Genomic DNA, 20,000 nt, shown 5'->3' with positions numbered 1-20,000 from the left:
TCACTGGTCTAAATAAGGGTCTTTGCGCCGAAAATGTAACGGGGCTAAAGCCATACACCGAAGCTTAGGGTTTGCAGCAATGCAAGCGGTAGCGGAGCGTTCTGTAAGCTGATGAAGCCATACCCGTGAGGGGTGGTGGAGGTATCAGAAGTGCGAATGCTGACATGAGTAACGTAAGGGGAGTGAGAGACTCCCCCGCCGAAAGTCCAAGGGTTCCTGCTTAAAGCTAATCTGAGCAGGGTTAGCCGGCCCCTAAGTCGAGGCAGAAATGCGTAGACGATGGGAACCACGTTAATATTCGTGGGCCTGGAGGAAGTGACGGATCATTGAGGTAGTCCAATCTTATCGGATTGAAAGGGCTGCTGCGTGGTTCCAGGAAATAGCTCCTCCTTATAGACCGTACCCGAAACCGACACTGGTGGACTGGTAGAGTATACCAAGGCGCTTGAGAGAACTATGCTGAAGGAACTCGGCAAATTGCACGCGTAACTTCGGAAGAAGCGTGACCCTTTCATGCGCAAGCATGGGAGGGTGGCACAGACCAGGGGGTAGCGACTGTTTATCAAAAACACAGGGCTCTGCGAAGTCGCAAGACGACGTATAGGGTCTGACGCCTGCCCGGTGCTGGAAGGTTAAGAGGAGGGGTGCAAGCTCTGAATCGAAGCCCCAGTAAACGGCGGCCGTAACTATAACGGTCCTAAGGTAGCGAAATTCCTTGTCGGGTAAGTTCCGACCTGCACGAATGGCGTAACGACTTCCCCGCTGTCTCCAGCATAGACTCAGTGAAATTGAATTCCCCGTGAAGATGCGGGGTTCCTGCGGTTAGACGGAAAGACCCCGTGCACCTTTACTATAGCTTTACATTGGCATTCGTAGTGGCATGTGTAGGATAGGTGGTAGGCTTTGAAACCTGGGCGCCAGCTCAGGTGGAGCCATCCTTGAAATACCACCCTTATCACTATGGATGTCTAACCGCGGCCCGTTATCCGGGTCCGGGACAATGTATGGTGGGTAGTTTGACTGGGGCGGTCGCCTCCTAAAGAGTAACGGAGGCGCGCGATGGTGGGCTCAGAACGGTCGGAAATCGTTCGCTGAGTGCAATGGCATAAGCCTGCCTGACTGCGAGACTGACAAGTCGAGCAGAGACGAAAGTCGGTCATAGTGATCCGGTGGTCCCGCGTGGAAGGGCCATCGCTCAACGGATAAAAGGTACGCCGGGGATAACAGGCTGATGACCCCCAAGAGTCCATATCGACGGGGTTGTTTGGCACCTCGATGTCGACTCATCGCATCCTGGGGCTGGAGCAGGTCCCAAGGGTATGGCTGTTCGCCATTTAAAGCGGTACGTGAGTTGGGTTCAGAACGTCGTGAGACAGTTCGGTCCCTATCTGCCGTGGGTGTAGGAATATTGAAAGGATCTGTCCCTAGTACGAGAGGACCGGGATGGACGGATCTCTGGTGGACCTGTTGTGGCGCCAGCCGCATAGCAGGGTAGCTATATCCGGACGGGATAACCGCTGAAGGCATCTAAGCGGGAAACCCACCTTAAAACGAGTATTCCCTGAGAACCGTGGAAGACGACCACGTTGATAGGCCGGGTGTGGAAGAGCGGCAACGCTTGAAGCTTACCGGTACTAATAGTTCGATCGGCTTGATCGTTCTCATTCCTAATGCCCATTTCTGGTGACAATCCTTGGATTGCGCCGAGATGGATGGCACAGAAAACAGCTTCTCGAGCAACGTGCGTTTTGCCGACCTGGTGGTTATGGCGGAGCGGCTGCACCCGATCCCATTCCGAACTCGGCCGTGAAACGCTCCAGCGCTGATGGTACTTCGTCTCAAGACGCGGGAGAGTAGGTCGCTGCCAGGTCTGCCAAGCGCACGTTGTTTAATCTTCTCCTTACGAACAGGCCCGCCAACGGGATATCGGGCCGCGCAAGCGGCCCTTTCATTTGGCGGAAGCTTGAATCCAGTGAGCCAAGGCTTACTTCTAGGGTTGACGCGGGGTGGAGCAGCCCGGTAGCTCGTCAGGCTCATAACCTGAAGGTCACAGGTTCAAATCCTGTCCCCGCAACCAAATTCGAAGACGGCCCGCCTTGTGCGGGCCGTTTTCGTATGCGCTGAAGTACGGCGACAGGACACTTTAGCATTCCGCGGCCAATTTTTCGCGTATGTGCTCCGATCCACCTCTCATACGTCGGGCGAATGGCCGATCGAGATTTACGACGCGCCAAAAGGGCGCGCTGCCGTCTTGACTGATATGCACCAGGTGCCGCCGCACAGTCACTGGGCAGCAGGCGTCTGCTCCGTATTTTGCCGCGAGCTTACGTCGTAACTCTGCTAGGTCCGAAAGGTGGCCAGGTCCTGCAGCCCGGAGTTCGTCAGCGACCATTTTCTCGGTTGGGATCAGCATGCTCTGCGTAAGGGTCTTGCCTTTGCGTCGCGTTTTGACCACCGGCAATTCGCTCATAGTTCACCTCCAGGAACTCCCCTACAGAAGACGAACAAGGATGCCGCAATCCGACAAAATCTCGGATTGATTTGATTGCCGTGGCTCGAGGCCACAGCCATGAACCCACAAAGACGCGTCCGGCCGGACACGTAGCAACCCGGACACTTAGCAACGAAGCCGACACAGCGGGACACCGAGGCAGATACTGTCCGCACGAACTCCCTGCAATGCACACATCAAAATCCCCGCTTGCCTTATGGCGCCGGGGTTTTTGGCTCCGTGCTGCCCAACGGAACGGAACTCTACTTCTTCGCCGACATGGCTCGAGCTGCAGCTCTAACCGGCATCGCGGTTGGTCAAGGCGATGTGGCAGCAGCCGGAACCGTGGCCCGCCGTCCAGGTGACGTTGTCGAAGCGCACTCCGGTGGCCTCGAACAGGCCGCGATCGAAGGCGCCGGCGATGCGGCAGAGCGTGGCGAGCTTCTCGTCGTCGATGCCGGCTTCGACCCAGGCGTCCTTCAGCGGGCAGCGCCTGACCCTGAAGGCGATGCGGTCCGGGCCGCGTTCGACATCGGTCGGATACATGCGGCCGCCATCCGGGCTGACGGCGAGGAACGCCTCGCCGATCGCCGGTGCGTCGTTGGGGCCGAAATCGGCGAAGGCCGCCGCCGCAACCTCCCTGCCTCGCCGTTCGATGGTGCGGATCATGATCGCCTCAGCCTTTTCCGCGCCAACTTCCGCGGTCAGCTCGTCGAGCAACAGACGATAGAGATCGGCACGGTTGCGGAAGGCGGAATCGAGTTCGCGCGACAGTTTTTCGGCTCGGGCTTCGGCGTCGGTCATGATGCGTCCTGTTCGATCCTTGACAGTCTTGGCGCTGCCGCCACCAGCGCCTTGCCGATCGCGGATTGCGGCGCGTCGATGACGGTGCGGGCATCGCCGCTCTCGGCAATCCGCCCGGCGTCCAGAATGGCCATGCGGTGGGCGATGGCACGGACGACGCCGAGATCGTGCGAAATGAACAGATAGGCGATGCGCTCCTCGCGTTGAAGATCGAGCAGCAGTTGCAGGATCTGCGCGCGAACCGAAACGTCGAGCGCCGACACGGCCTCGTCGAGCACGATCAGCGACGGTTTCGTGGCAATGGCGCGGGCGATTGCAACGCGCTGGCGTTGGCCGCCGGAAATCTCGTGAATGGCGCGGCCGGCGAGACCGGGGCTGAGGCCGACGCGTTCCAGCAGAGCTGCAATTCGGCGCGGGCGCTCGGGGCCGGAGGCAATGTGATGGATGCGCAGGGGGTCGTCGAGCACACGCGCGACTGTGGCGCGTGGGTTCAAGGCGGCGAGCGGATCCTGAAACACCATCTGAAGACGGGCGCGCCGGCCGCGCAAGGCAGCGCCGTTCAGCGACAGGAAATCGCTGCCTTCAAATTCGATACTGCCGGTATCGAATTCGACGAGCCGGAGCACTAGACGAGCTATCGTCGACTTGCCGCTGCCGGAAGGTCCGGCCAGCGCCAGCGTCTCGCCGGGGTCGATGTGGAAGGAAACGTCGTCGACCGCGGCGATGGTCTTGCCGCCGCGACTGTATCGTTTGGTCAGGCCGGAAACGGCGAGCAGCGGACTGGTCATGTTCGCCGCAACAGCGGCTCGGCGTCGAGGCCGAGATGAGCGTCAAGCAGCACACGAGTGTATGCGTGACGCGGCGCATTGACGATTTGGGCTGTCGAATCGAGCTCGAGCAGCTCGCCATGCCGGAACACCGCTATGCGCTCTGCAAGCTCAGCGGCCAGCGCAATGTCGTGGCTGATGAACAGCAGGGTCATACCGTCCTCGGCCACCAGTCGCCGGATCAGCCCGACAATCTCGGCCTGCACGATGGTGTCCAGCGCACTGGTCGCCTCGTCGGCGATCAGCAGTTTCGGCCCGGCCGCAATCGCTGCGGCGATCGCCACGCGCTGCTTCTGGCCGCCGGAGAGCTGATGTGGAAAGGCACGCAAAGCGACATCGGGGTCGGGCAGACGGACCCGTTCGAGCAGGGTTTTTGCCTTGGCATAGGCGTCTCGCCAACTGAGGCCGAGTTGGGTGTAGGCGACTTCCGCGATCTGCTTGCCTATTGGCATCACCGGATCGAGACTTGCGGATGGGTCCTGGAAAATAAAGCCGATGTCACGGCCACCGATTGGAGCATGGTCGCGAAGACCGGCAGGTGCCTTGGCACCAAACATTGGTGGCGGGCGCAAGAGCCAATCGATACGGCCTTCGATCTTGGCAGTGGCCGGCAGCAGCCCGGCAATGGCTAGCGCCAGCGTGCTCTTGCCGGAACCGCTCTCGCCGATGATGGCAAAGCGCTCGCCGGCGGGGATGTCGAGGCTGACATTCTTTAGCGCCGCCACCTCGGCGCCGTCGCGGCGATAGGTCACCGTCAGACTGCGAATCGAAGCAAGCGCCGTCACGACAGGCTCCTCCTCATCGCCGTGGTCTCGACGACGCCTTCGCCGGTGAGATAGACGCCGAGCACGGTCAGCACGAGCGCTACGCCCGGAATGATCGACAGGAAGGGCGCGGTGCGCAGCACGGCGCGGCCTTCGGCGATCATGCCGCCCCAGGTTACGCGGTTGGGGTCGCCAAGGCCGAGGAAGGACAATGCCGCTTCGGTGAGAATCGCCGCGGCGACGATCACCGACGACAAAGCCATTACCGGCGGCAGCGCATTGGGGAGCACCTCGCGAAAGGCGATCTCCAGCGGATGCATGCCGATGACGCGGGCGCCCGCAACAAAATCGCGCTCGCGGATCGACAGCACTTCGGCGCGCGCCACGCGTGCCGGTCCGGTCCAGGCGCCCAGCGCGATCGCAGCGACGACGACGCCGAGCGACGGCCCGACGATGCTGACGAAAGCCAAAGCCAGCAGAAAGGCTGGGACGGTCTGGAAAGCGTCCGTGATGCGCATCAGCATCTCGTCGACAAGGCCGCCGGCAAAACCGGCCAACGTGCCGATCACGGCGCCGACGGCAAGGGCGACGGCTGCTGCGGCCGCCCCGACCGCCAGCGAGGTGCGGGCGCCGTGGAAGAGCTCGGCAAGCACGTCACGGCCAAGGCGGTCGGTGCCGAGTGGCAACGACCAGTCCTGGAACGGCGGCAGCAACGCCGGCCCGGCAATGGCCTGCGGATCGCCGGGAAAGAACAAAGGTGCGGCAAGCGCCACGGCAAACAGCGCCGCCAGGATGACCGCGCCGGCGATCGCTTCCGGGGTCCGGAGAAAGCGGCGAAGCGGGCTCACGCGCCGGCCTCACTGGCGCCGACGCGCGGATCGAGGAAGGCGTAGGCGATGTCGACGAGAAGGTTGATGATGACGACCAGGACAGCGCTGGTGAGAATAATGCCGAGCAGTAGTGGGGTATCCCGCGCGGCCACCGCTTCCTGCGCCAGCCGGCCGAGGCCGGGGACGGAAAAGACGCTCTCGATGACGACGCTGCCGCCCAGCATTTGCGCCGACTGCAGGCCGAACATGGTGACCAGCGGCAACAGCGCGTTACGGGCGACGTGAGCGAGCACGATGCGACGGCGGGAAAGTCCCCTGGCACGGGCGGCCAGCACAAAGTCCTGCCGCCACACCTCGGCCATGCCGGCGCGCATCATGCGCAGATAGAGCGCGAGATAAATGAAGCCGAGCGCCGAAACCGGCAGGACGAGATGGCGGGCGATGTCGGCGGCGCGATCGAGGCCGCTCTTGGCCGAGGCGATACTCTCGATGCCGCCGATCGGAAACCAGCGCAGGTCGACGGCGAAGACAATGATCAGCACAAGCCCGAGCCAGAAGCCCGGCACGGCATAGAGCGCCAGCGAACCGATGGACAGGAAGCGATCGCGGAAGCTGCCGGGTCTGGCGCCGGCATAGATGCCGAGCGCCGAGCCGAGGCCGAAGGAGAGCGCAGTGGCGCTGCCCATCAACAGCAGCGTGTTGGGCAGGCGTTCGAGGATGACATCGCGGATCGGCCGCGAAAAGGTGACCGATTGGCCGAGATCGAGATGCAGCAGCGCCCAAAGATAATTGGCGAGCCGCGTCAGCTCCGACTGGTCGAGCCCCCAGCGGTGACGCAACAGCTCGATCATGCCGGCGTCGCCGCCGGTCGAGACGATGTAGGCATCGACCGCGTCGCCGGGAGCGGCTTCGAGCAACAGGAACGTGCCGATGACGACAATCAGTAGCACGAAGATGCTGCCGACGAGACGGCGGCGAAGGAGGATGACGGCGCGGGTCATGGCGCAACGCCGATAGGAGAGCCAAGTCTTCGGTGCCGCCCTCTACGGCGCCCCCCTCTGTCCTGCCGGACATCTCCCCCACAAGGAGGGAGATTGGCAGTTTCGGCGTTGCCGGCCGTCTTGCAACGCTGGAGATTGGCGAAAGCGACAATGACAGCCGATCTCCCCCCTCGTGGGGGAGATGCCAAGTGGTGGCAAAGAGGGCAGGACAGAGGGGGGCGCGAAAAAGCTCTCATCGCTGAAGCTGAGCACCCACACAAGCGGCACGCAAGTCTGGAGAGACTTCCTTACCCCGCGAGCCAAGTGTCCGCCCAGTTCGATACTGCCCAGCGCGGGTTGTTAGCGATGTTGTTGACCGTATCGCGGGCGACGCTGATGAAACTCCATTCGGCGACGTTGATCAGCGGCAGGTCGGCGGCAACTTTTCTCTGGAACTCCTTGTAGAGTTCGGTGCGGGCGGCGGTGTCGAGCGTCTCCGATGCCTTGGCGATCAGGGCGTCGAGATCGGCATTCTTGTAGCCACCCTGGTTGGAGAAGGGCACGCCGTCGGGAATACCGCTCTGCACCAGGATGGTGGTCGAGATCGCTGGATCGCCGCGGAACACCGGCGGCCCGACCGCAAGGTCGAAGGCGTGGTCGGTGTAAACCGCCTTGATGTGCGCGGCAGAGTCGTTGTTGACCAACTGGGCGTCGATGCCAATGACGGCGAGCGCCTGGCGCAGATAGTCGCCGAACTGCTTGGTTTCGTTGAAGTAAGGCGCCGGCAGCAATCTCAATGAAAAGCGCTTGCCGTCATCGCCCCGGCTGTAGCCGGCCTCGTCAAGCAAGGCGTTGGCCTTGGCGACGTCGAAAGCGTAGGTCGGCACGTCGGCGGTGTAGAATTGCGGGTCGTTTTTCGGCACCGGGCCAGTGGCGGTGGCGGCATAGCCAAGGAATACCGTCTTGACGACGAAATCCTTGTCGATGGCGTGAGCGATCGCCTGGCGTACTTTCAGGTCGGCCAGCTCCTTGCGGCGATGATTGATCTCAACGACGAGCTGGTAGGTCAGCCCTTCATAACCCTTGGTGATCACCTTGAGACCGGGCACTTTGGAGATGCGGTCGAGATCGGCCAGGGGCACGGCGGAGAAGGCGGCGAGCTGGATCTCTTCGGCTTCCAGGGCGCTGGCCGCCGACGTGCGGTCCGGCAGCACCTGATAGATGATCTCGTCGAGATAGGGCTCGTCCTTGCCCCAATAGTCGGTGTTCTTCTCCAGCCGGTAATATTCGCCGGGCTTGTGTTCGGCAAATTTGAACGGTCCGGTGCCGACCGGGGCGTTGTTGGCCGGGTTGTCCTCGATCTTTCCGGTCTCGTAGATGTGCTTGGGCACCACGCTGCTCAGCGCCGGCAAGGCGTTGCGGATCAGCTGGAACGGTGTCGGCTTGGCGAATTTGAACACGGCGGTGGTTTCGTCCGGCGTGTCGACGGCCTCCAGATCCTTGAACACGGTGCGGCCGAGATTCTGCAGCGGCTTCCAGACCTGCAGCGCCGAGAAGGCGACATCGGCTGAGGTGAATGGCTTCCCATCATGCCATTTGACGCCCTCGCGCAGTTTGAACGTCAGCGACAGGCCGTCGGCGGCACCTTCCCAGCTGAGCGCCAGCCGCGGATCGAGCCCGTCCTTGCCGCCGAAGGAGGCCTCGGCCAAGGTTTCCACGATCTTGCTCGAGATGAAGAAGACGCCGTTCGAGGCGACAATCGCCGGATTGAGATTGCGCGGCTCGGAATCGGCGGCGACAACCAGTCGTCCGCCCTTTCTCGGCGTCTGCGCCGAGCCGATCGTCGGCATGGCGGTGGAGGCCAACAGCAACGCCGAACCGGCCAGCATTGTACGTCTGGAAATGGTGAACTCTGGCATGATCGAACTCCGTCCTCTCCGCGGACCCAGCCGGGTCCGCCGTACCCCTCGGACGCTCGTAAGCATCCTGCAAAGCTGATTATGGGCCTTGTGCGGGGTTTCGCCAAAGACGGAATTGGCGCATCTCTACGTGGCTTTGAAATTTCCGTCCGCTGGACCAGTTGTACAGAAAACGGTTCGACGCGCGGTTCTAGCAGGACCAGGCTGGGGTAAAGTGCAGCAGGTGGAGCAGCTTTTGGGGCTGGTTCGCCCGTTCTGGCTGGACCAGATCGGGCAAAATGATGCAGATTTAAGCATAGCCGAGGTTCAGAGCCGGAAAAGCCGGTGCCGGCGAGCGGCCGGCTAAGGGATTTCAGGGAGAGAGACATGAACATTGCCCCAGGCAAGAATGCCGTCGGCAGCGTGCCGTTCGACCAGGCCAGGGTGGACGGGCTGATGGAGGAGGCCGGCATCGACGTGCTGCTCGCCACCTCCAAGCACAACACGCAATATCTGCTTGGCGGCTACAAGTTCATCTTCTTCGCCGCCATGGATGCAATCGGCCACAGCCGTTATCTGCCTTTCGTCGTCTATGAGAAAGGTGGGCCGGAGCATGCCGCCTACATCGGCAACCGCATGGAAGGCGGCGAGCACCAGAATCATCCATTCTGGACGCCGACACTGCATGCCGCCTGCTGGGGTACGCTCGATGCCGCCAATCTGGCGGTCGAGCATTTGCGAAAGATCACCAAGGGCAATGCCCGCATCGGCATCGAGCCCGCCTTCCTGCCGTCCGACGCCTATATGCTGATCCGCAACGCGCTGCCGGATGCCAAGCTGATCGATGCGACTGATATGCTGGAGCGCATGCGGGCAATCAAAACCGAGGCGGAGCTGGAAAAGCTGCGCATCGCTTCGGAGCTGATCACCGATTCCATGCTGGCGACCATCGGCTGGGCACGCGAAGGCACGACAAAGAGCGAGATCATCGAACATCTCAGGCGCGAGGAGACCAATCGCGGCGCGCATTTCGAATATTGCCTGTTGACGCTAGGCTCCAGCCACAACCGCGCAGCCTCGCCGCAGGCGTGGAAACGGGGCGAAGTGATGTCGATCGATTCCGGCGGCAACTACCACGGCTATATCGGCGATCTTTGCCGCATGGGCGTGCTGGGCGACCCTGACGCCGAACTCGAGGATTTGCTGGCCGAGATCGAGACAGTGCAGCAGGCGGCCTTCTCCAAGGTCAAGGCGGGCACGCTGGGCGGTGACATGATTTCTCATGCCGAAGGCGTTCTGAAGAAATCCAAGGTTGCGGCCTATACTGATTTTTTCGCGCATGGCATGGGGCTGATCACGCATGAAGCGCCGTTCCTGATGACCAACCATCCGGTGACATATGAAGGCACCTATGCCGCAAAGCCGCTGGAGAAGAACATGGTGCTTTCGGTCGAGACGACCATGCTCCACCCGACGCGCGGCTTCATCAAGCTGGAGGATACGGTGGCGGTGACCGATGCCGGCTACGTCATGTTCGGCGATCGGGGCCGGGGCTGGAACAGGGGCGGGGGCGGCTTAGGCGCTGGTACCTAGCCCGTTCTTGAGATTACCTCGTTCGAGCAAACAATTGGTCACACCAGCGAGCATTTGCCGATATGGAACGCGAACTGCCCAAGCAGGTCTTTATCGACGGGTGCGAGCAGATCTCCATGGAGTTCGAACCGATTGCGTTCCGCTTTGCGAAAACCGGTCCTCATGCGAGTCGTCGGGCCGGCGACTGGGCATTCAAAATCTCCTTTCAATCAAACTATCTGAACGTCGGCGGCGAGTACGTCGAACTCGTCGTGCATGCGTCGGTCTACAGCAAGGCAATAAAGGAGTGGGACGGCGGACATGGAACATCGCAAACCCGCATACCCGCCAGGCTGAAATCGCGAACATCGTTGCCAACATCCAAACGACTGTCCTGCCGCTCTTCGAACGTTTCGACGTTCCGCGCAAACTAGCCGAACAGGTCGCATGTTCTGAAGTTCCGGGCTTCATGTTCCCTGAAAATGCTGTTCGATTTGTACTCTGGCAGCTTGGTCCGGAGGCAGCGGAAAACTGTTTGTCCTACTGGGTGGCGCGCTTACCTTCGCCGGATGCTTTCCGATCAGAGCGCGATGTCCCCACTTTGCCGGATAGGCTCGCTCTGGGAAGCGATACTAACAACCTAGCAAGGGTCGCTCGTGCGATGAAGATTGGCCTCAGCCTGTGACATTATCTGCCCGGCGGGATCAACCTGAAATCCGGCAACTCCCGCAATGCCAGTTCCGGCCCTGCCGGCGAATAGACGACGAAAAGCTGCATGGCCGCATCGCCGGTATTGAGCGTCGAGTGGAAGCGGCTTTCCGGCACATAGATGGTGCAGCCGGGGCCGACTTTCTCGACGACCGGGTTGCCTTTCTCGTCTTCGACCATCTGCTCGCCATTGCCTGAGATGACAAAGATGATCTCCTCCGCACCCGGATGGTTATGACGCGTATGGCCTTTGCCTGACGGTAGGTCGACGACACCACCGGAAAATCGCTTTGCGCCGTTCACTTCGGGAGCGACCGTCAGCGACAGCCTGCCCCAGTCGAAGCCGAAGGCGCTGACGTCTTTTGGATATACGAATACCTTGCTGTTCTCCGTCATCGTTCCACCCTTCTGTTTGCTGGTCTCTACGCAGCGCCGAACGTGACCGCCTTGAAATCCGCCGTCTGCCTGGCGATTGAGGCTTCCGCCGGCAGCCGCTCCATCGAACTGGCGCCATAGAACCCGTGCAGGCCCTTGCAGCGCTCGAGAACATATCTGGCGTCGTCCGGCATCGAGATCGGCCCGCCATGGCAAAGCAGGATCATATCCTCGCGCACTGAGCGTGCCGCTTTGGCGATGGCGTCGATCTCGCTCACACAGTCGTCCAGCAATTTAGCCGATGTCGCGCCAATCGAGCCGCCGGTGGTCACCCCCATATGGGCGACGACGATGTCGGCGCCAGCTGTTGTCATGGCGCGCGCCTCGTCTGCGTTGAAGACATAGGGCGTGGTCAACAGGTCGAGTTTGTGAGCCTCGGCGATCATGTCGACCTCGAGCCCGAAGCCCATGCCGGTTTCTTCAAAACTCTGCCGCATCTGGCCGTCGAACAGGCCGATAGTCGGAAAGTTCTGCACACCGGAAAAACCCATCGTCTTCAACTCGGCCAAAAGCAGCGGCATGATGACGAAGGGATCGGTGCCGTTGACGCCGGCCAGCACCGGCGTCTTCTTCACTACCGGCAGCACTTCGTAGGCCATTTCCTTGACGATCTCGTTGGCGTTGCCATAGGCGAGCAGGCCGGCGGCCGAGCCGCGCCCGGCCATGCGGTAGCGGCCCGAATTGTAGATGATGATCAGGTCGATGCCGCCGGCTTCCTCTGCCTTGGCCGACAGGCCGGTGCCGGCACCGCCGCCGACGATCGGCACGCCGTCCGCGATCATCTTGCGGAATTTCTCCAGGATTTTCTTGCGCGGTATGGCGGCCATGTCTTGGTGTCTCACTGTCTGGCGATGTCGAGGAAGGCCGTTGTGGCAGCCCAGGCGAATTCGGGGTCGTTGATATGAAGCGGCAAACGCAGCACGCGCCGCGTTTTGGCGGGTTTGATGGTACGCTCGATCGCCTCGAACAAAGCGGCATCGGCTTCAGGGTCGAAGAAGGCGCCGCCTTCAATGTCGAGCGCCGACACGCCTTTCTCCGGAATGAGGAAACGAACCGGACCCTGGCAGAGGCTCAGCCTTGTACCGATCCATTCGCCGATCGTTCTGCTTTCGTCGGCAGTGGTGCGCATCAGTGTGACGTTTGGATTGTGCTCATAGAACAGCCGGCCGCGATAGCGTTCCGGAATTGTCGGCGGCGCCCAGAAATTGACCATGTCGAGAGCGCCGACCGAGCCGACATAAGGCAGCCCGGTGCGGGCGATGGCGCCAAAGCGATCTTCGGTCGCCGGCAGCACGCCGCCAAACAGCAAGTCGCAGACTTCGGTCGTTGTGATGTCGATGACGCCGGACAACAGGCCGCTGTCGGCCAATTTTTCCATGGTGCGGCCGCCGGTGCCGGTGGCATGAAAGACCATGCAGTCATAAGTCGAACGAAGCTCATCGGCGATCGCGGTCACGCATGGCGTGGTGACGCCGAACATGGTGAGGCCGAGCGACGGTTTGCCGTCGGGCGGCGGCGCCGGCTTTGTCGCCATGCCTGATATCGCCTGGGCGGCATTGTGCAGCACGACACGCGAAAGCCGGTTGAGGCCGGCCATGTCGGTCACCGACGGCATCATGACGATGTCGGAGACGTCGACGTAAGGCGCGGTGTCACCCGAGGCCAACGTCGAAACCATGATCTTGGGCAGACCGAGCGGCAGCGTGCGCATGCCTGCGGTGATGATCGAAGTGCCGCCACCGCCGCCAATGCCGATAATCCCGGCAATATCGCTGCGCGACTGGACAAACCGGGCAAAGGCGGCAGCCATCGCCGCCACCGCGGTGCCGCGATCGTCGACGCCGAGTACGGCATTGCGACCCTCGGAATGGTGGCTGGCGACCTCGTCCGCCGAAACATCGACCGGCACGGTCGCGCCGCGTGTTCCGATGTCGACACGGGCAATCGAAGCGCCGGTAGCCGCGACCGCATCGGCCAGAAATGCGAGTTCCTCGCCCTTGGTGTCGGCGGTGCCCACCACATAGATGCGCTTCATCGCGTTTCCCCGGTCTTGGGCGTGTTCGGCGCTGCCGCCCCTTTTTGCCCGGCCGTTCGACGGCGCGAAGGGCCATTGCAATTTTTTGAGACACGCGTATCGTATTGACATGAATGTCTCACGTCAACAAGCGGCAATGGACAACGGTGCCAGCCAAGGGCCGAACCCCCAAGTAGAGCGCGGGGCCCGCGCGCGCACCAGGCGTCTCATGCTTGAGACGGCGACAAAGCTGATGCAGGCGGGCGCCACGCCCTCCGTCAGCGAGGTGGCGGAGGCAGCGGAGGTCTCGCGCGCCACCGCCTATCGGTATTTTCCGAGCCAAGCGGCGTTGGTGCAGGCGGTGGTCGATGAGGGGCTTGGGCCGATCCTTACGTGGAAATCGAGCTCTGCCGATCCCGAGCGCCGGGTCGCCGAGCTGTTCGAGACCGCCATGCCGCGCATCGAGGTCTTCGAAGCGACGTTCAAGGCGGCGCTGAAACTGTCGCTCGACCAGTGGGCGCAGCGACAGGCAGGCACGCTTGACGGCGAACCTGCCTTCACGCGCGGCCATCGCGTCGATCTCTTGAAAGATGCGATCGCGCCACTCAAAGGCCGGTTGCCGCCGCGCGAATTCAAGCGGCTCGCGCAGGCGCTGTCATTGATCTTCGGTGTTGAGGTGCTGATCGTTTTAAAGGATATATGGGGATTGGATAGCCGCAGTATGATGTCGGTTGCGCAATGGGCGGCCGGCGCTCTTGTGCGCGCGGCTATGACCGAATCGATGATTGAAGGAGATGGGATCGCGCCGACGACCGCCGTGAGATGACGCCAATCTGGTTCGACCAGATTTTCAACCTGGCTATTCATGCTACTAGCGATGCAGCGGCCCAAGTAAGGCATTCATGTATCAAGGAGTAGGAAAATTCAGGGAAAACAGGCAGATATCGCAGAAGCCAACTTGTCTGCGTGTCCGCCACCGTCCAAGAAAGGGCTTGACGTTCCTCTTAAATTGGTAATACCAGATCAGGACAAATAAAGCGGATCAAAGGTGAAGGCTGAGATCCGTTTCGGTCGAGCGAGGAGGCTCACAGACCGAAACGGTGCCGTCACGGGAGGACTACCAGGGCCGGCCTCGATGCCGGTTCTCATGAACGGTAGAATGCGCACAAGGGAGGAAATCATTATGCGCAAGACAATGACCAGCTTGCTTGCTGGTATCGGCCTAGTGCTCGCCTGCGGAACGTCCGTCTACGCGCAGGAAAAGGAACTTACAATCTTCTGGGCGGAATGGGATCCGGCCAATTACCTGCAGGAACTCGGCAACGAGTACGAGAAGGAAACCGGCGTCAAGATCACGGTGGAAACCACACCGTGGCCCGACTTCCAGACCAAGGCCTTCACCGAGTTCAACGCCCATGGCGACGCCTACGATATGGTCGTCGGCGACTCGCAATGGCTTGGTGCTGGCTCGACCGGTGGCCACTATGTCGACCTGACCGACTTCTTCAACAAGCACAAGGTCGGTGAAGTGATGGCACCGGCCACGGTGAAATACTATGCCGAATATCCGGGCGGCAGCAGCAAGTACTGGGCCATTCCGCTCGAAGGCGACGCCGTCGGCTGGTCCTATCGCAAGGACTGGTTCGAAGACCCCAAGGAAAAGGAAGCCTTCAAGGCCAAGTATGGCTACGATCTCGACGTGCCGAAGGATTTCAAGGCGCTACGCGACATCGCCGAATTCTTCTACCGGCCGGACCAGAAAAAATACGGCATCGCCATCTACACCGACAATTCTTATGACGCGATGGCGATGGGCTTCGAAAACGCGCTGTTCTCCTTTGGCGGCGAGCTGGGTGACTATAAGACCTACAAGGTCGATGGCTTCATCAACTCCGACAAGGCGATCGCGGCGCTCGACGCCTACAAGGAACTCTACAAGTTCACGCCTCCGGGCTGGGCCAAGTCGTTCTTCGTCGAGGACAACCAGGCGATCACTGAAAACCTGGCCGCGATGAGCATGAACTACTTCGCGTTCTTCCCCTCGTTGATCAACGAGGCGTCGAACCCGAACGCCAAGAACACCGGCTTCTTCGCCAATCCAGCCGGACCTGGCGGCGACCAGTTCGCCGCACTCGGCGGTCAGGGCATCTCCATCGTTTCCTACTCGCAGAAGCAGGAAGAGGCGACGAAGTTCCTGGAATGGTTCATCAAGGACGAGACCCAGAAGAAATGGGCAGCGCTTGGCGGCTACACCTGCAGTGCCGCCGTGCTCAAGTCGCCCGAATTCCAGAACGCCACGCCCTATAACAAGGCGTTCTACGAGACCATGTTCAAGGTCAAGGACTTCTGGGCGGTTCCGGAATACGCGGAACTGCTGCAGCAGCTTAACCAGCGCATCTATCCTTACATGATCGGCGGCGAAGGCACCGCCAAGGAGACGCTGGACGCACTGGCAGCCGACTGGAACGCGACCTTCAAGAAATACGGCCGCGGCCAATAAGTATGAAGTTTCACGGAGGGGGCGTTCGTGCCTCCTCCGTTTCTTTTTCTGATTTTTGAACCGGGAGCAGAGTCTTGGCGACCACGATGATCACCACGCTGGACAGGTCCTCGCGGGCCGCCGCTCGCGGTCTAAGCGACATTTCGATCCGCAATCTCTTCATCATCCCGACGATCCTGTTTCTGATCGTCTTCAACATCTTCCCGCTGATCTATTCGCTGGGCTATTCGTTCACCGATTTCCGCGCCTCGACCAGCGCGGCGGCGAATTTCGTCGGGCTGCAAAACTATCGCGACCTGCTCAGCGATCCCTATGTCTGGTCCAACTTCGCCATCACCGCAAAATACGTCATCATCTCGGTCGCCGGCCAGCTGCTCGTCGGCTTCGGCGTGGCCATGCTGCTCAATCGCGACATTCCGCTCAAGGGCCTGCTGACGACGCTCCTGTTGTTGCCGATGATGCTGTCGATGGCCGTCGTCGGCCTGTTCTGGAAGCTGCTCTACGATCCGTCCTTCGGCATCATCAATTATGCGCTGGGCCTCGGCACCTTCGAATGGCTGTCGAATCCGAAAATGGCGCTCTATGCGGTCGCGCTGACCGACATCTGGATGTGGTCGCCCTTCGTCATGCTGTTGTCGCTGGCCGGCCTGTCGGCCGTGCCCAAGCATCTCTACGAGGCAGCCGCGATCGACAGGGCCGGGCCGTTCTACACCTTCTTCCGCATAACGCTGCCGCTGGTTGCGCCGATCCTGATGATCGCGGTCATCTTCCGCACCATGGAGGCGTTCAAGACCTTCGACCTCGCCTACATCCTGACCAGCCAGCCGACGGCCGAGCTGATCTCGATCCGGCTCTACAAGATGGCGTTCCAGGAATGGCAGACCGGGCGTTCCTGCGCGCTCGCCTACATCGTGCTGATCATGGTGCTGGCGATCACCAACATCTATGTCAAATACCTCAACAAGGTGAAGGAGCGCTGAGATGGCCGCAGTCCGCACTTCTTCCGAAATCACCTTCAACCGGGTCGCCATCGTCGCTGTCCTGCTGGTGACGATCATCTTCCTGGCGCCGATCTACTGGATCGCCTCGACGGCGTTCAAGCCGCGCAACCTCGCCACCACCATTCCGCCGACGGTGGTTTTCCAGCCGGAGATATCGCCCTTCGTCAAGTTGTTTACCAAGCGTTCGCAGCTGCGCAGCCCGCCGTCGCCGGAGGAGTACGCGGCTGCGCCGTGGTGGGAGCGCGTCGTCTTCAATGGGGGCGAAAAGATCGTGCGCGACGGCAAGGGCCAGGTGCAGTGGTCGGGCTATCCGAGCCGTTTCATGAACTCACTGATCGTTGCCATAACCTCGACCGTCCTGGCCGTCGGCATGGGCACCTTCACCGCCTATGGGTTCTCGCGCTTCAAGGTAAAAGGCGAGGCGGACCTACTGTTCTTCATCCTGTCGACACGCATGCTGCCGCCGGTGGTCGTCGCCATTCCGATGTTCCTGATGTACCGGGCGGTCGGCCTCAACGATTCCCATATCGGCCTGATCATCCTTTACACCGCCTTCAACCTGTCCTTCTCGGTGTGGCTGATGAAAGGCTTCATGGACGAGATCCCCAAGGAGTATGAGGAGGCGGCCCTCGTCGACGGCTATACGCGCATGGAGGCCTTCTTCAAGATCGTGCTGCCCGAGGCCGCCACCGGCATCGCCGCCACCGCCGTGTTCTGCTTTATCACGGCGTGGAACGAATATGCCTTCGCACTGATCATGACCAGCCGCCGTGCCCAGACAGCACCGCCCTTCATCCCCAGCCAGATCGGTTCCGGCCTGCCGGACTGGACGGTGATTGCCGCCGGAACCTTCCTGTTCCTGCTGCCGGTCGCGATCTTCACCTTCCTGCTCCGCAACCACCTGTTGCGCGGCATGTCGTTTGGAGCGATCCGCAAATGAGCTTTCGCGACATCAACCAGAAATATCTCGAACCGGGCAGCCAGGTGCTGATGGTGCTCGGTATCATCGCGCTCTGCCAGCCGTGGAACATGCTGCTGCACAGCTATGGCGTGACCATCATCCTGATCGGCCTGATCGGCTTCAACATCACCTCCAAGATCGCGCCGGAGGAGAAGGCCGGCACCGGGCAAGGGGCAAATCCGGGGGCACAGCATTGACCCAGATCGAGCTTCGAGGCGTCCAGAAATATTTCGGCGCCGTCCAGGTCATCAAAGACCTCAACCTGAAGATCGACGACAACGAGTTCATCGTGCTGCTCGGCCAGTCGGGCTGCGGGAAGACGACGACGCTCAGGGCGATTGCCGGGCTGGAGACGATCGACGGCGGCGACATCCTCATCGACGGCAAGCCGGTCCAGCACCTCAAGGCCGCCGATCGCGATATCGCCATGGTCTTCCAGTCGTTCTCGCTCTATCCGCATATGAGCGTCTATGAGAACATCGCCTTTCCGCTCAGGGCGACGCGCAAGAGCAAGGCCGAGATCGACAGCGAGGTTCGCTCGGTCGCCAAGAAGCTGCAGATCAGCGATCTCCTCGCCAAGAAACCGTCGGCGCTGTCGGGCGGCGACATGCAGCGCGTGGCGATCGGCCGAGCCTTGGTGCGGCGGCCGAAGGCGATGCTGATGGACGAGCCGATCGGGGCGCTCGATGCCAAGCTGCGCGAGGAGATGCGGGCCGAGATCAAGCGGCTGCACATCAAGCAGGGCTCGACCAGCATCTACGTCACCCACGACCAGATCGAGGCGATGAGCCTCGCCGACCGCATCGTCATCATGCATGAAGGTGTGCTGCAGCAGGTTGGCTCGCCGGACGAGGTCTATTCGCATCCGGCGAACCTTTTCGTCGCGCAATTTGTAGGCAGCCCGGTGATGAACGTCGCCGACGCTTCGGTGACCGAGAAAGCCTCGTCGGCCTCGGTCACCGTCGGCGATGCGGCCGCCGGTTTCGAATTCCCGCGCGCCTTGCTGTCGAAGCTCAACGGCCATGCCGGCGGCCAACTCGCGCTCGGCATCCGGCCGGAAGGCGTCCTCGTCCGCCGCGAAGCAGCCGAAGGGTTCTTGCCGGTGGAGACGCAGATCGTCGAGCCGCTCGGCTCCTTCGACATCGTCGACCTCAAGGTCGGCTCCAAGATGCTGCGTGCGCGCACCAAGAGCGGCTTCATCGGCGGCCCCGGCGAAAGAGTCTTCGTCAGAATCGATCCCGGCCACGCGCATTTCTTCGACACGGCGAGCGGCAAATCGCTGGGAGTGAGACTCTGATGGCCCACATCCAGCTCAAGAACATCTCGAAGAAATTCGGCAACCACACCGCCTTGACCGGGCTCGATCTCGACATCGCCGATGGCGAGTTCTTCGTCCTGCTCGGCGAGACCGGCGCCGGCAAGACGACGACGCTGCGCATGATTGCCGGCCTGGAAAAACCGAGCGAAGGTCAGGTCTTGATCGACGGCGTCGATGTCGCCGATTGGGGCGCGGCGGAGCGCGACGTGGCGCTGGTGCTGCAGCAATATTCACTCTACCCGCGCTATACCGTACGCCAAAACCTCGAATTTCCGCTGAAGCCGAAAATCCGCCGGCTGCCCGATGCCGAGATCAAGGATCGCGTCGACCGCGCCGCCAGGACGCTGCGGATCGAGCATCTACTCGACCGCAAGACCGACCGGCTTTCAGGCGGCGAGATGCAGCGCGTCTCGATCGGCCGCGCCATCGTGCGCAAGCCGAGGGTATTCCTGATGGATGAGCCGTTGTCGGCGCTCGACGCCAAATTGCGCGAAGCGCTGCGCACCGAATTGAAGAACCTGCAGATGCAGCTTGGCGCCACCTTCCTGTTCGTGACGCACGATCAGATCGAGGCGATGTCGATGGGTGACAAGGTCGGCGTGCTCAACCATGGCCGCATCGTCCAGACCGGCACGCCGTACGAGATCTACAACAATCCGCGCGACACCTACGTGGCAAGCTTCGTCGGCTCGCCGCCGATGAACCTCATCGACGGCAAGCTTGTCAACGGACGTGCGGTGATGGCACCGCTGAATTTCGAATTGCCGTTTTCGGGGGGTGCCAAGACTTCGGGGGGGCTAAAGACGGGCGCGGCGCCCCACGGTCGCCCCCACGTGTTGGGAATTAGCCCTGAAGACGTCTATCTCTGTCTGTTATAAACAAATACGCGCCCCCGAG

The 20,000-nt window shown here is 61.3% G+C and carries 17 protein-coding genes, 1 tRNA gene, 2 rRNA genes and 1 pseudogene (1 of these 21 running past the window's edge); 12 read left to right on the top strand and 9 right to left on the bottom strand.

The features are described from left to right. From NKH30_RS24680 to NKH30_RS24670, 3 genes are all read left to right on the top strand, one after another. Positions 1-1,659 (top strand): 23S ribosomal RNA (locus tag NKH30_RS24680) (it extends 1,140 nt beyond the left edge of the window). A gap of 96 nt (positions 1,660-1,755) precedes the next feature. Next, a 5S ribosomal RNA gene (gene rrf, locus NKH30_RS24675) occupies positions 1,756-1,870 on the top strand. Between the two features lie 130 nt (positions 1,871-2,000). Continuing rightward, positions 2,001-2,077, top strand: a tRNA-Met gene (locus NKH30_RS24670). 711 nt (positions 2,078-2,788) lie between these two features. Here the strand turns inward: NKH30_RS24670 and NKH30_RS24665 are convergent. The 6 genes from NKH30_RS24665 to NKH30_RS24640 form a co-directional block, all read right to left on the bottom strand. Continuing rightward, positions 2,789-3,295: an L-2-amino-thiazoline-4-carboxylic acid hydrolase gene (locus NKH30_RS24665; RefSeq protein ID WP_352474855.1), complete on the bottom strand. Its 507-nt coding sequence runs from the start codon at positions 3,293-3,295 to the stop codon at positions 2,789-2,791. Next, positions 3,292-4,083, bottom strand: coding sequence for an ATP-binding cassette domain-containing protein (locus NKH30_RS24660; protein ID WP_352997401.1), 792 nt, complete (start codon positions 4,081-4,083; stop codon positions 3,292-3,294). The genes NKH30_RS24665 and NKH30_RS24660 overlap by 4 nt, the downstream gene beginning before the upstream one ends. Beyond that, the gene (locus NKH30_RS24655; protein WP_352997400.1) at positions 4,080-4,907 is read right to left on the bottom strand and encodes an ABC transporter ATP-binding protein; all 828 of its coding nucleotides are present in this window, start codon (positions 4,905-4,907) and stop codon (positions 4,080-4,082) included. The genes NKH30_RS24660 and NKH30_RS24655 overlap by 4 nt, the downstream gene beginning before the upstream one ends. Next, complete coding sequence (locus NKH30_RS24650) at positions 4,904-5,734, bottom strand: ABC transporter permease (protein ID WP_352997399.1); 831 nt, start codon at positions 5,732-5,734, stop codon at positions 4,904-4,906. Before NKH30_RS24650 ends, NKH30_RS24655 begins: the two co-directional genes overlap by 4 nt. Beyond that, positions 5,731-6,717, bottom strand: coding sequence for an ABC transporter permease (locus tag NKH30_RS24645; RefSeq protein ID WP_352819704.1), 987 nt, complete (start codon positions 6,715-6,717; stop codon positions 5,731-5,733). Before NKH30_RS24645 ends, NKH30_RS24650 begins: the two co-directional genes overlap by 4 nt. 287 nt (positions 6,718-7,004) lie before the next feature. Then, complete coding sequence (locus NKH30_RS24640; RefSeq protein ID WP_352767932.1) at positions 7,005-8,615, bottom strand: ABC transporter substrate-binding protein; 1,611 nt, start codon at positions 8,613-8,615, stop codon at positions 7,005-7,007. Positions 8,616-8,981: 366 nt separating this feature from the next. Between NKH30_RS24640 and NKH30_RS24635 the strand changes: the two genes are divergently transcribed. Beyond that, positions 8,982-10,187 carry a M24 family metallopeptidase gene (locus NKH30_RS24635; RefSeq protein ID WP_352539469.1) on the top strand — a complete coding sequence of 402 codons (1,206 nt, stop codon included), beginning with the start codon at positions 8,982-8,984 and terminating at the stop codon, positions 10,185-10,187. A gap of 62 nt (positions 10,188-10,249) precedes the next feature. Continuing rightward, entirely contained in the window at positions 10,250-10,600 is a 351-nt protein-coding gene (locus NKH30_RS24630; RefSeq protein WP_352539468.1) for a hypothetical protein, read from the top strand. A 253-nt stretch (positions 10,601-10,853) separates the two neighbouring features. Here NKH30_RS24630 and NKH30_RS24625 read toward each other — a convergent pair whose 3' ends face one another. From NKH30_RS24625 to NKH30_RS24615, 3 genes are read right to left on the bottom strand one after another with little or no spacing between them, the layout of a single operon-like run. Continuing rightward, positions 10,854-11,270, bottom strand: coding sequence for a cupin domain-containing protein (locus NKH30_RS24625; RefSeq protein ID WP_352539467.1), 417 nt, complete (start codon positions 11,268-11,270; stop codon positions 10,854-10,856). A gap of 26 nt (positions 11,271-11,296) precedes the next feature. Continuing rightward, entirely contained in the window at positions 11,297-12,136 is an 840-nt protein-coding gene (locus tag NKH30_RS24620; RefSeq protein ID WP_352997398.1) for a phosphoenolpyruvate hydrolase family protein, read from the bottom strand. Between the two features lie 11 nt (positions 12,137-12,147). Then, a complete protein-coding gene (locus NKH30_RS24615; protein WP_352503237.1) occupies positions 12,148-13,344 on the bottom strand; it encodes a Tm-1-like ATP-binding domain-containing protein in 1,197 nt (398 codons plus the stop codon). A gap of 109 nt (positions 13,345-13,453) precedes the next feature. Here NKH30_RS24615 and NKH30_RS24610 point away from each other — a divergent pair, with 109 nt between their 5' ends. From NKH30_RS24610 to NKH30_RS24580, 7 genes and pseudogenes are all read left to right on the top strand, one after another. Then, complete coding sequence (locus tag NKH30_RS24610; protein ID WP_502895683.1) at positions 13,454-14,149, top strand: TetR/AcrR family transcriptional regulator; 696 nt, start codon at positions 13,454-13,456, stop codon at positions 14,147-14,149. A gap of 357 nt (positions 14,150-14,506) precedes the next feature. Next, complete coding sequence (locus tag NKH30_RS24605; protein WP_352448404.1) at positions 14,507-15,823, top strand: ABC transporter substrate-binding protein; 1,317 nt, start codon at positions 14,507-14,509, stop codon at positions 15,821-15,823. Between the two features lie 74 nt (positions 15,824-15,897). Beyond that, positions 15,898-16,803, top strand: a complete 906-nt coding sequence (locus NKH30_RS24600; protein ID WP_254816733.1) for a carbohydrate ABC transporter permease — start codon at positions 15,898-15,900, stop codon at positions 16,801-16,803. A 1-nt stretch (position 16,804) separates the two neighbouring features. Continuing rightward, the gene (locus NKH30_RS24595; RefSeq protein WP_352448403.1) at positions 16,805-17,764 is read left to right on the top strand and encodes a carbohydrate ABC transporter permease; all 960 of its coding nucleotides are present in this window, start codon (positions 16,805-16,807) and stop codon (positions 17,762-17,764) included. Next, positions 17,761-17,982 carry a hypothetical protein gene (locus NKH30_RS24590; RefSeq protein ID WP_023675179.1) on the top strand — a complete coding sequence of 74 codons (222 nt, stop codon included), beginning with the start codon at positions 17,761-17,763 and terminating at the stop codon, positions 17,980-17,982. The genes NKH30_RS24595 and NKH30_RS24590 overlap by 4 nt, the downstream gene beginning before the upstream one ends. Next, positions 17,979-19,082, top strand: coding sequence for an ABC transporter ATP-binding protein (locus tag NKH30_RS24585; protein ID WP_352767921.1), 1,104 nt, complete (start codon positions 17,979-17,981; stop codon positions 19,080-19,082). Before NKH30_RS24590 ends, NKH30_RS24585 begins: the two co-directional genes overlap by 4 nt. Continuing rightward, positions 19,082-19,969, top strand: a pseudogene (locus NKH30_RS24580) (ABC transporter ATP-binding protein); the annotation flags it as partial. The gene NKH30_RS24585 and the pseudogene NKH30_RS24580, both read left to right, overlap by 1 nt. Between the last annotated feature and the right edge of the window lie 31 nt (positions 19,970-20,000).

The organism is Mesorhizobium sp. M1273 (assembly GCF_040318195.1).
Lineage (GTDB): Bacteria > Pseudomonadota > Alphaproteobacteria > Rhizobiales > Rhizobiaceae > Mesorhizobium.
This window is presented reverse-complemented; position numbering and strand designations above follow the sequence as displayed.

Bases quoted from the DNA above. Each gene is read 5' to 3' on its own strand.
- NKH30_RS24590 (WP_023675179.1), top strand. From the start codon at position 17,761: ATGAGCTTTCGCGACATCAACCAGAAATATCTCGAACCGGGCAGCCAG.
- NKH30_RS24645 (WP_352819704.1), bottom strand. From the start codon at position 6,717: ATGACCCGCGCCGTCATCCTCCTTCGCCGCCGTCTCGTCGGCAGCATC.
- NKH30_RS24605 (WP_352448404.1), top strand. From the start codon at position 14,507: ATGCGCAAGACAATGACCAGCTTGCTTGCTGGTATCGGCCTAGTGCTC.
- NKH30_RS24595 (WP_352448403.1), top strand. From the start codon at position 16,805: ATGGCCGCAGTCCGCACTTCTTCCGAAATCACCTTCAACCGGGTCGCC.
- NKH30_RS24630 (WP_352539468.1), top strand. From the start codon at position 10,250: ATGGAACGCGAACTGCCCAAGCAGGTCTTTATCGACGGGTGCGAGCAG.
- NKH30_RS24620 (WP_352997398.1), bottom strand. From the start codon at position 12,136: ATGGCCGCCATACCGCGCAAGAAAATCCTGGAGAAATTCCGCAAGATG.
- NKH30_RS24635 (WP_352539469.1), top strand. From the start codon at position 8,982: ATGAACATTGCCCCAGGCAAGAATGCCGTCGGCAGCGTGCCGTTCGAC.
- NKH30_RS24610 (WP_502895683.1), top strand. From the start codon at position 13,454: ATGAATGTCTCACGTCAACAAGCGGCAATGGACAACGGTGCCAGCCAA.
- NKH30_RS24665 (WP_352474855.1), bottom strand. From the start codon at position 3,295: ATGACCGACGCCGAAGCCCGAGCCGAAAAACTGTCGCGCGAACTCGAT.
- NKH30_RS24640 (WP_352767932.1), bottom strand. From the start codon at position 8,615: ATGCCAGAGTTCACCATTTCCAGACGTACAATGCTGGCCGGTTCGGCG.
- NKH30_RS24625 (WP_352539467.1), bottom strand. From the start codon at position 11,270: ATGACGGAGAACAGCAAGGTATTCGTATATCCAAAAGACGTCAGCGCC.
- NKH30_RS24660 (WP_352997401.1), bottom strand. From the start codon at position 4,083: ATGACCAGTCCGCTGCTCGCCGTTTCCGGCCTGACCAAACGATACAGT.
- NKH30_RS24615 (WP_352503237.1), bottom strand. From the start codon at position 13,344: ATGAAGCGCATCTATGTGGTGGGCACCGCCGACACCAAGGGCGAGGAA.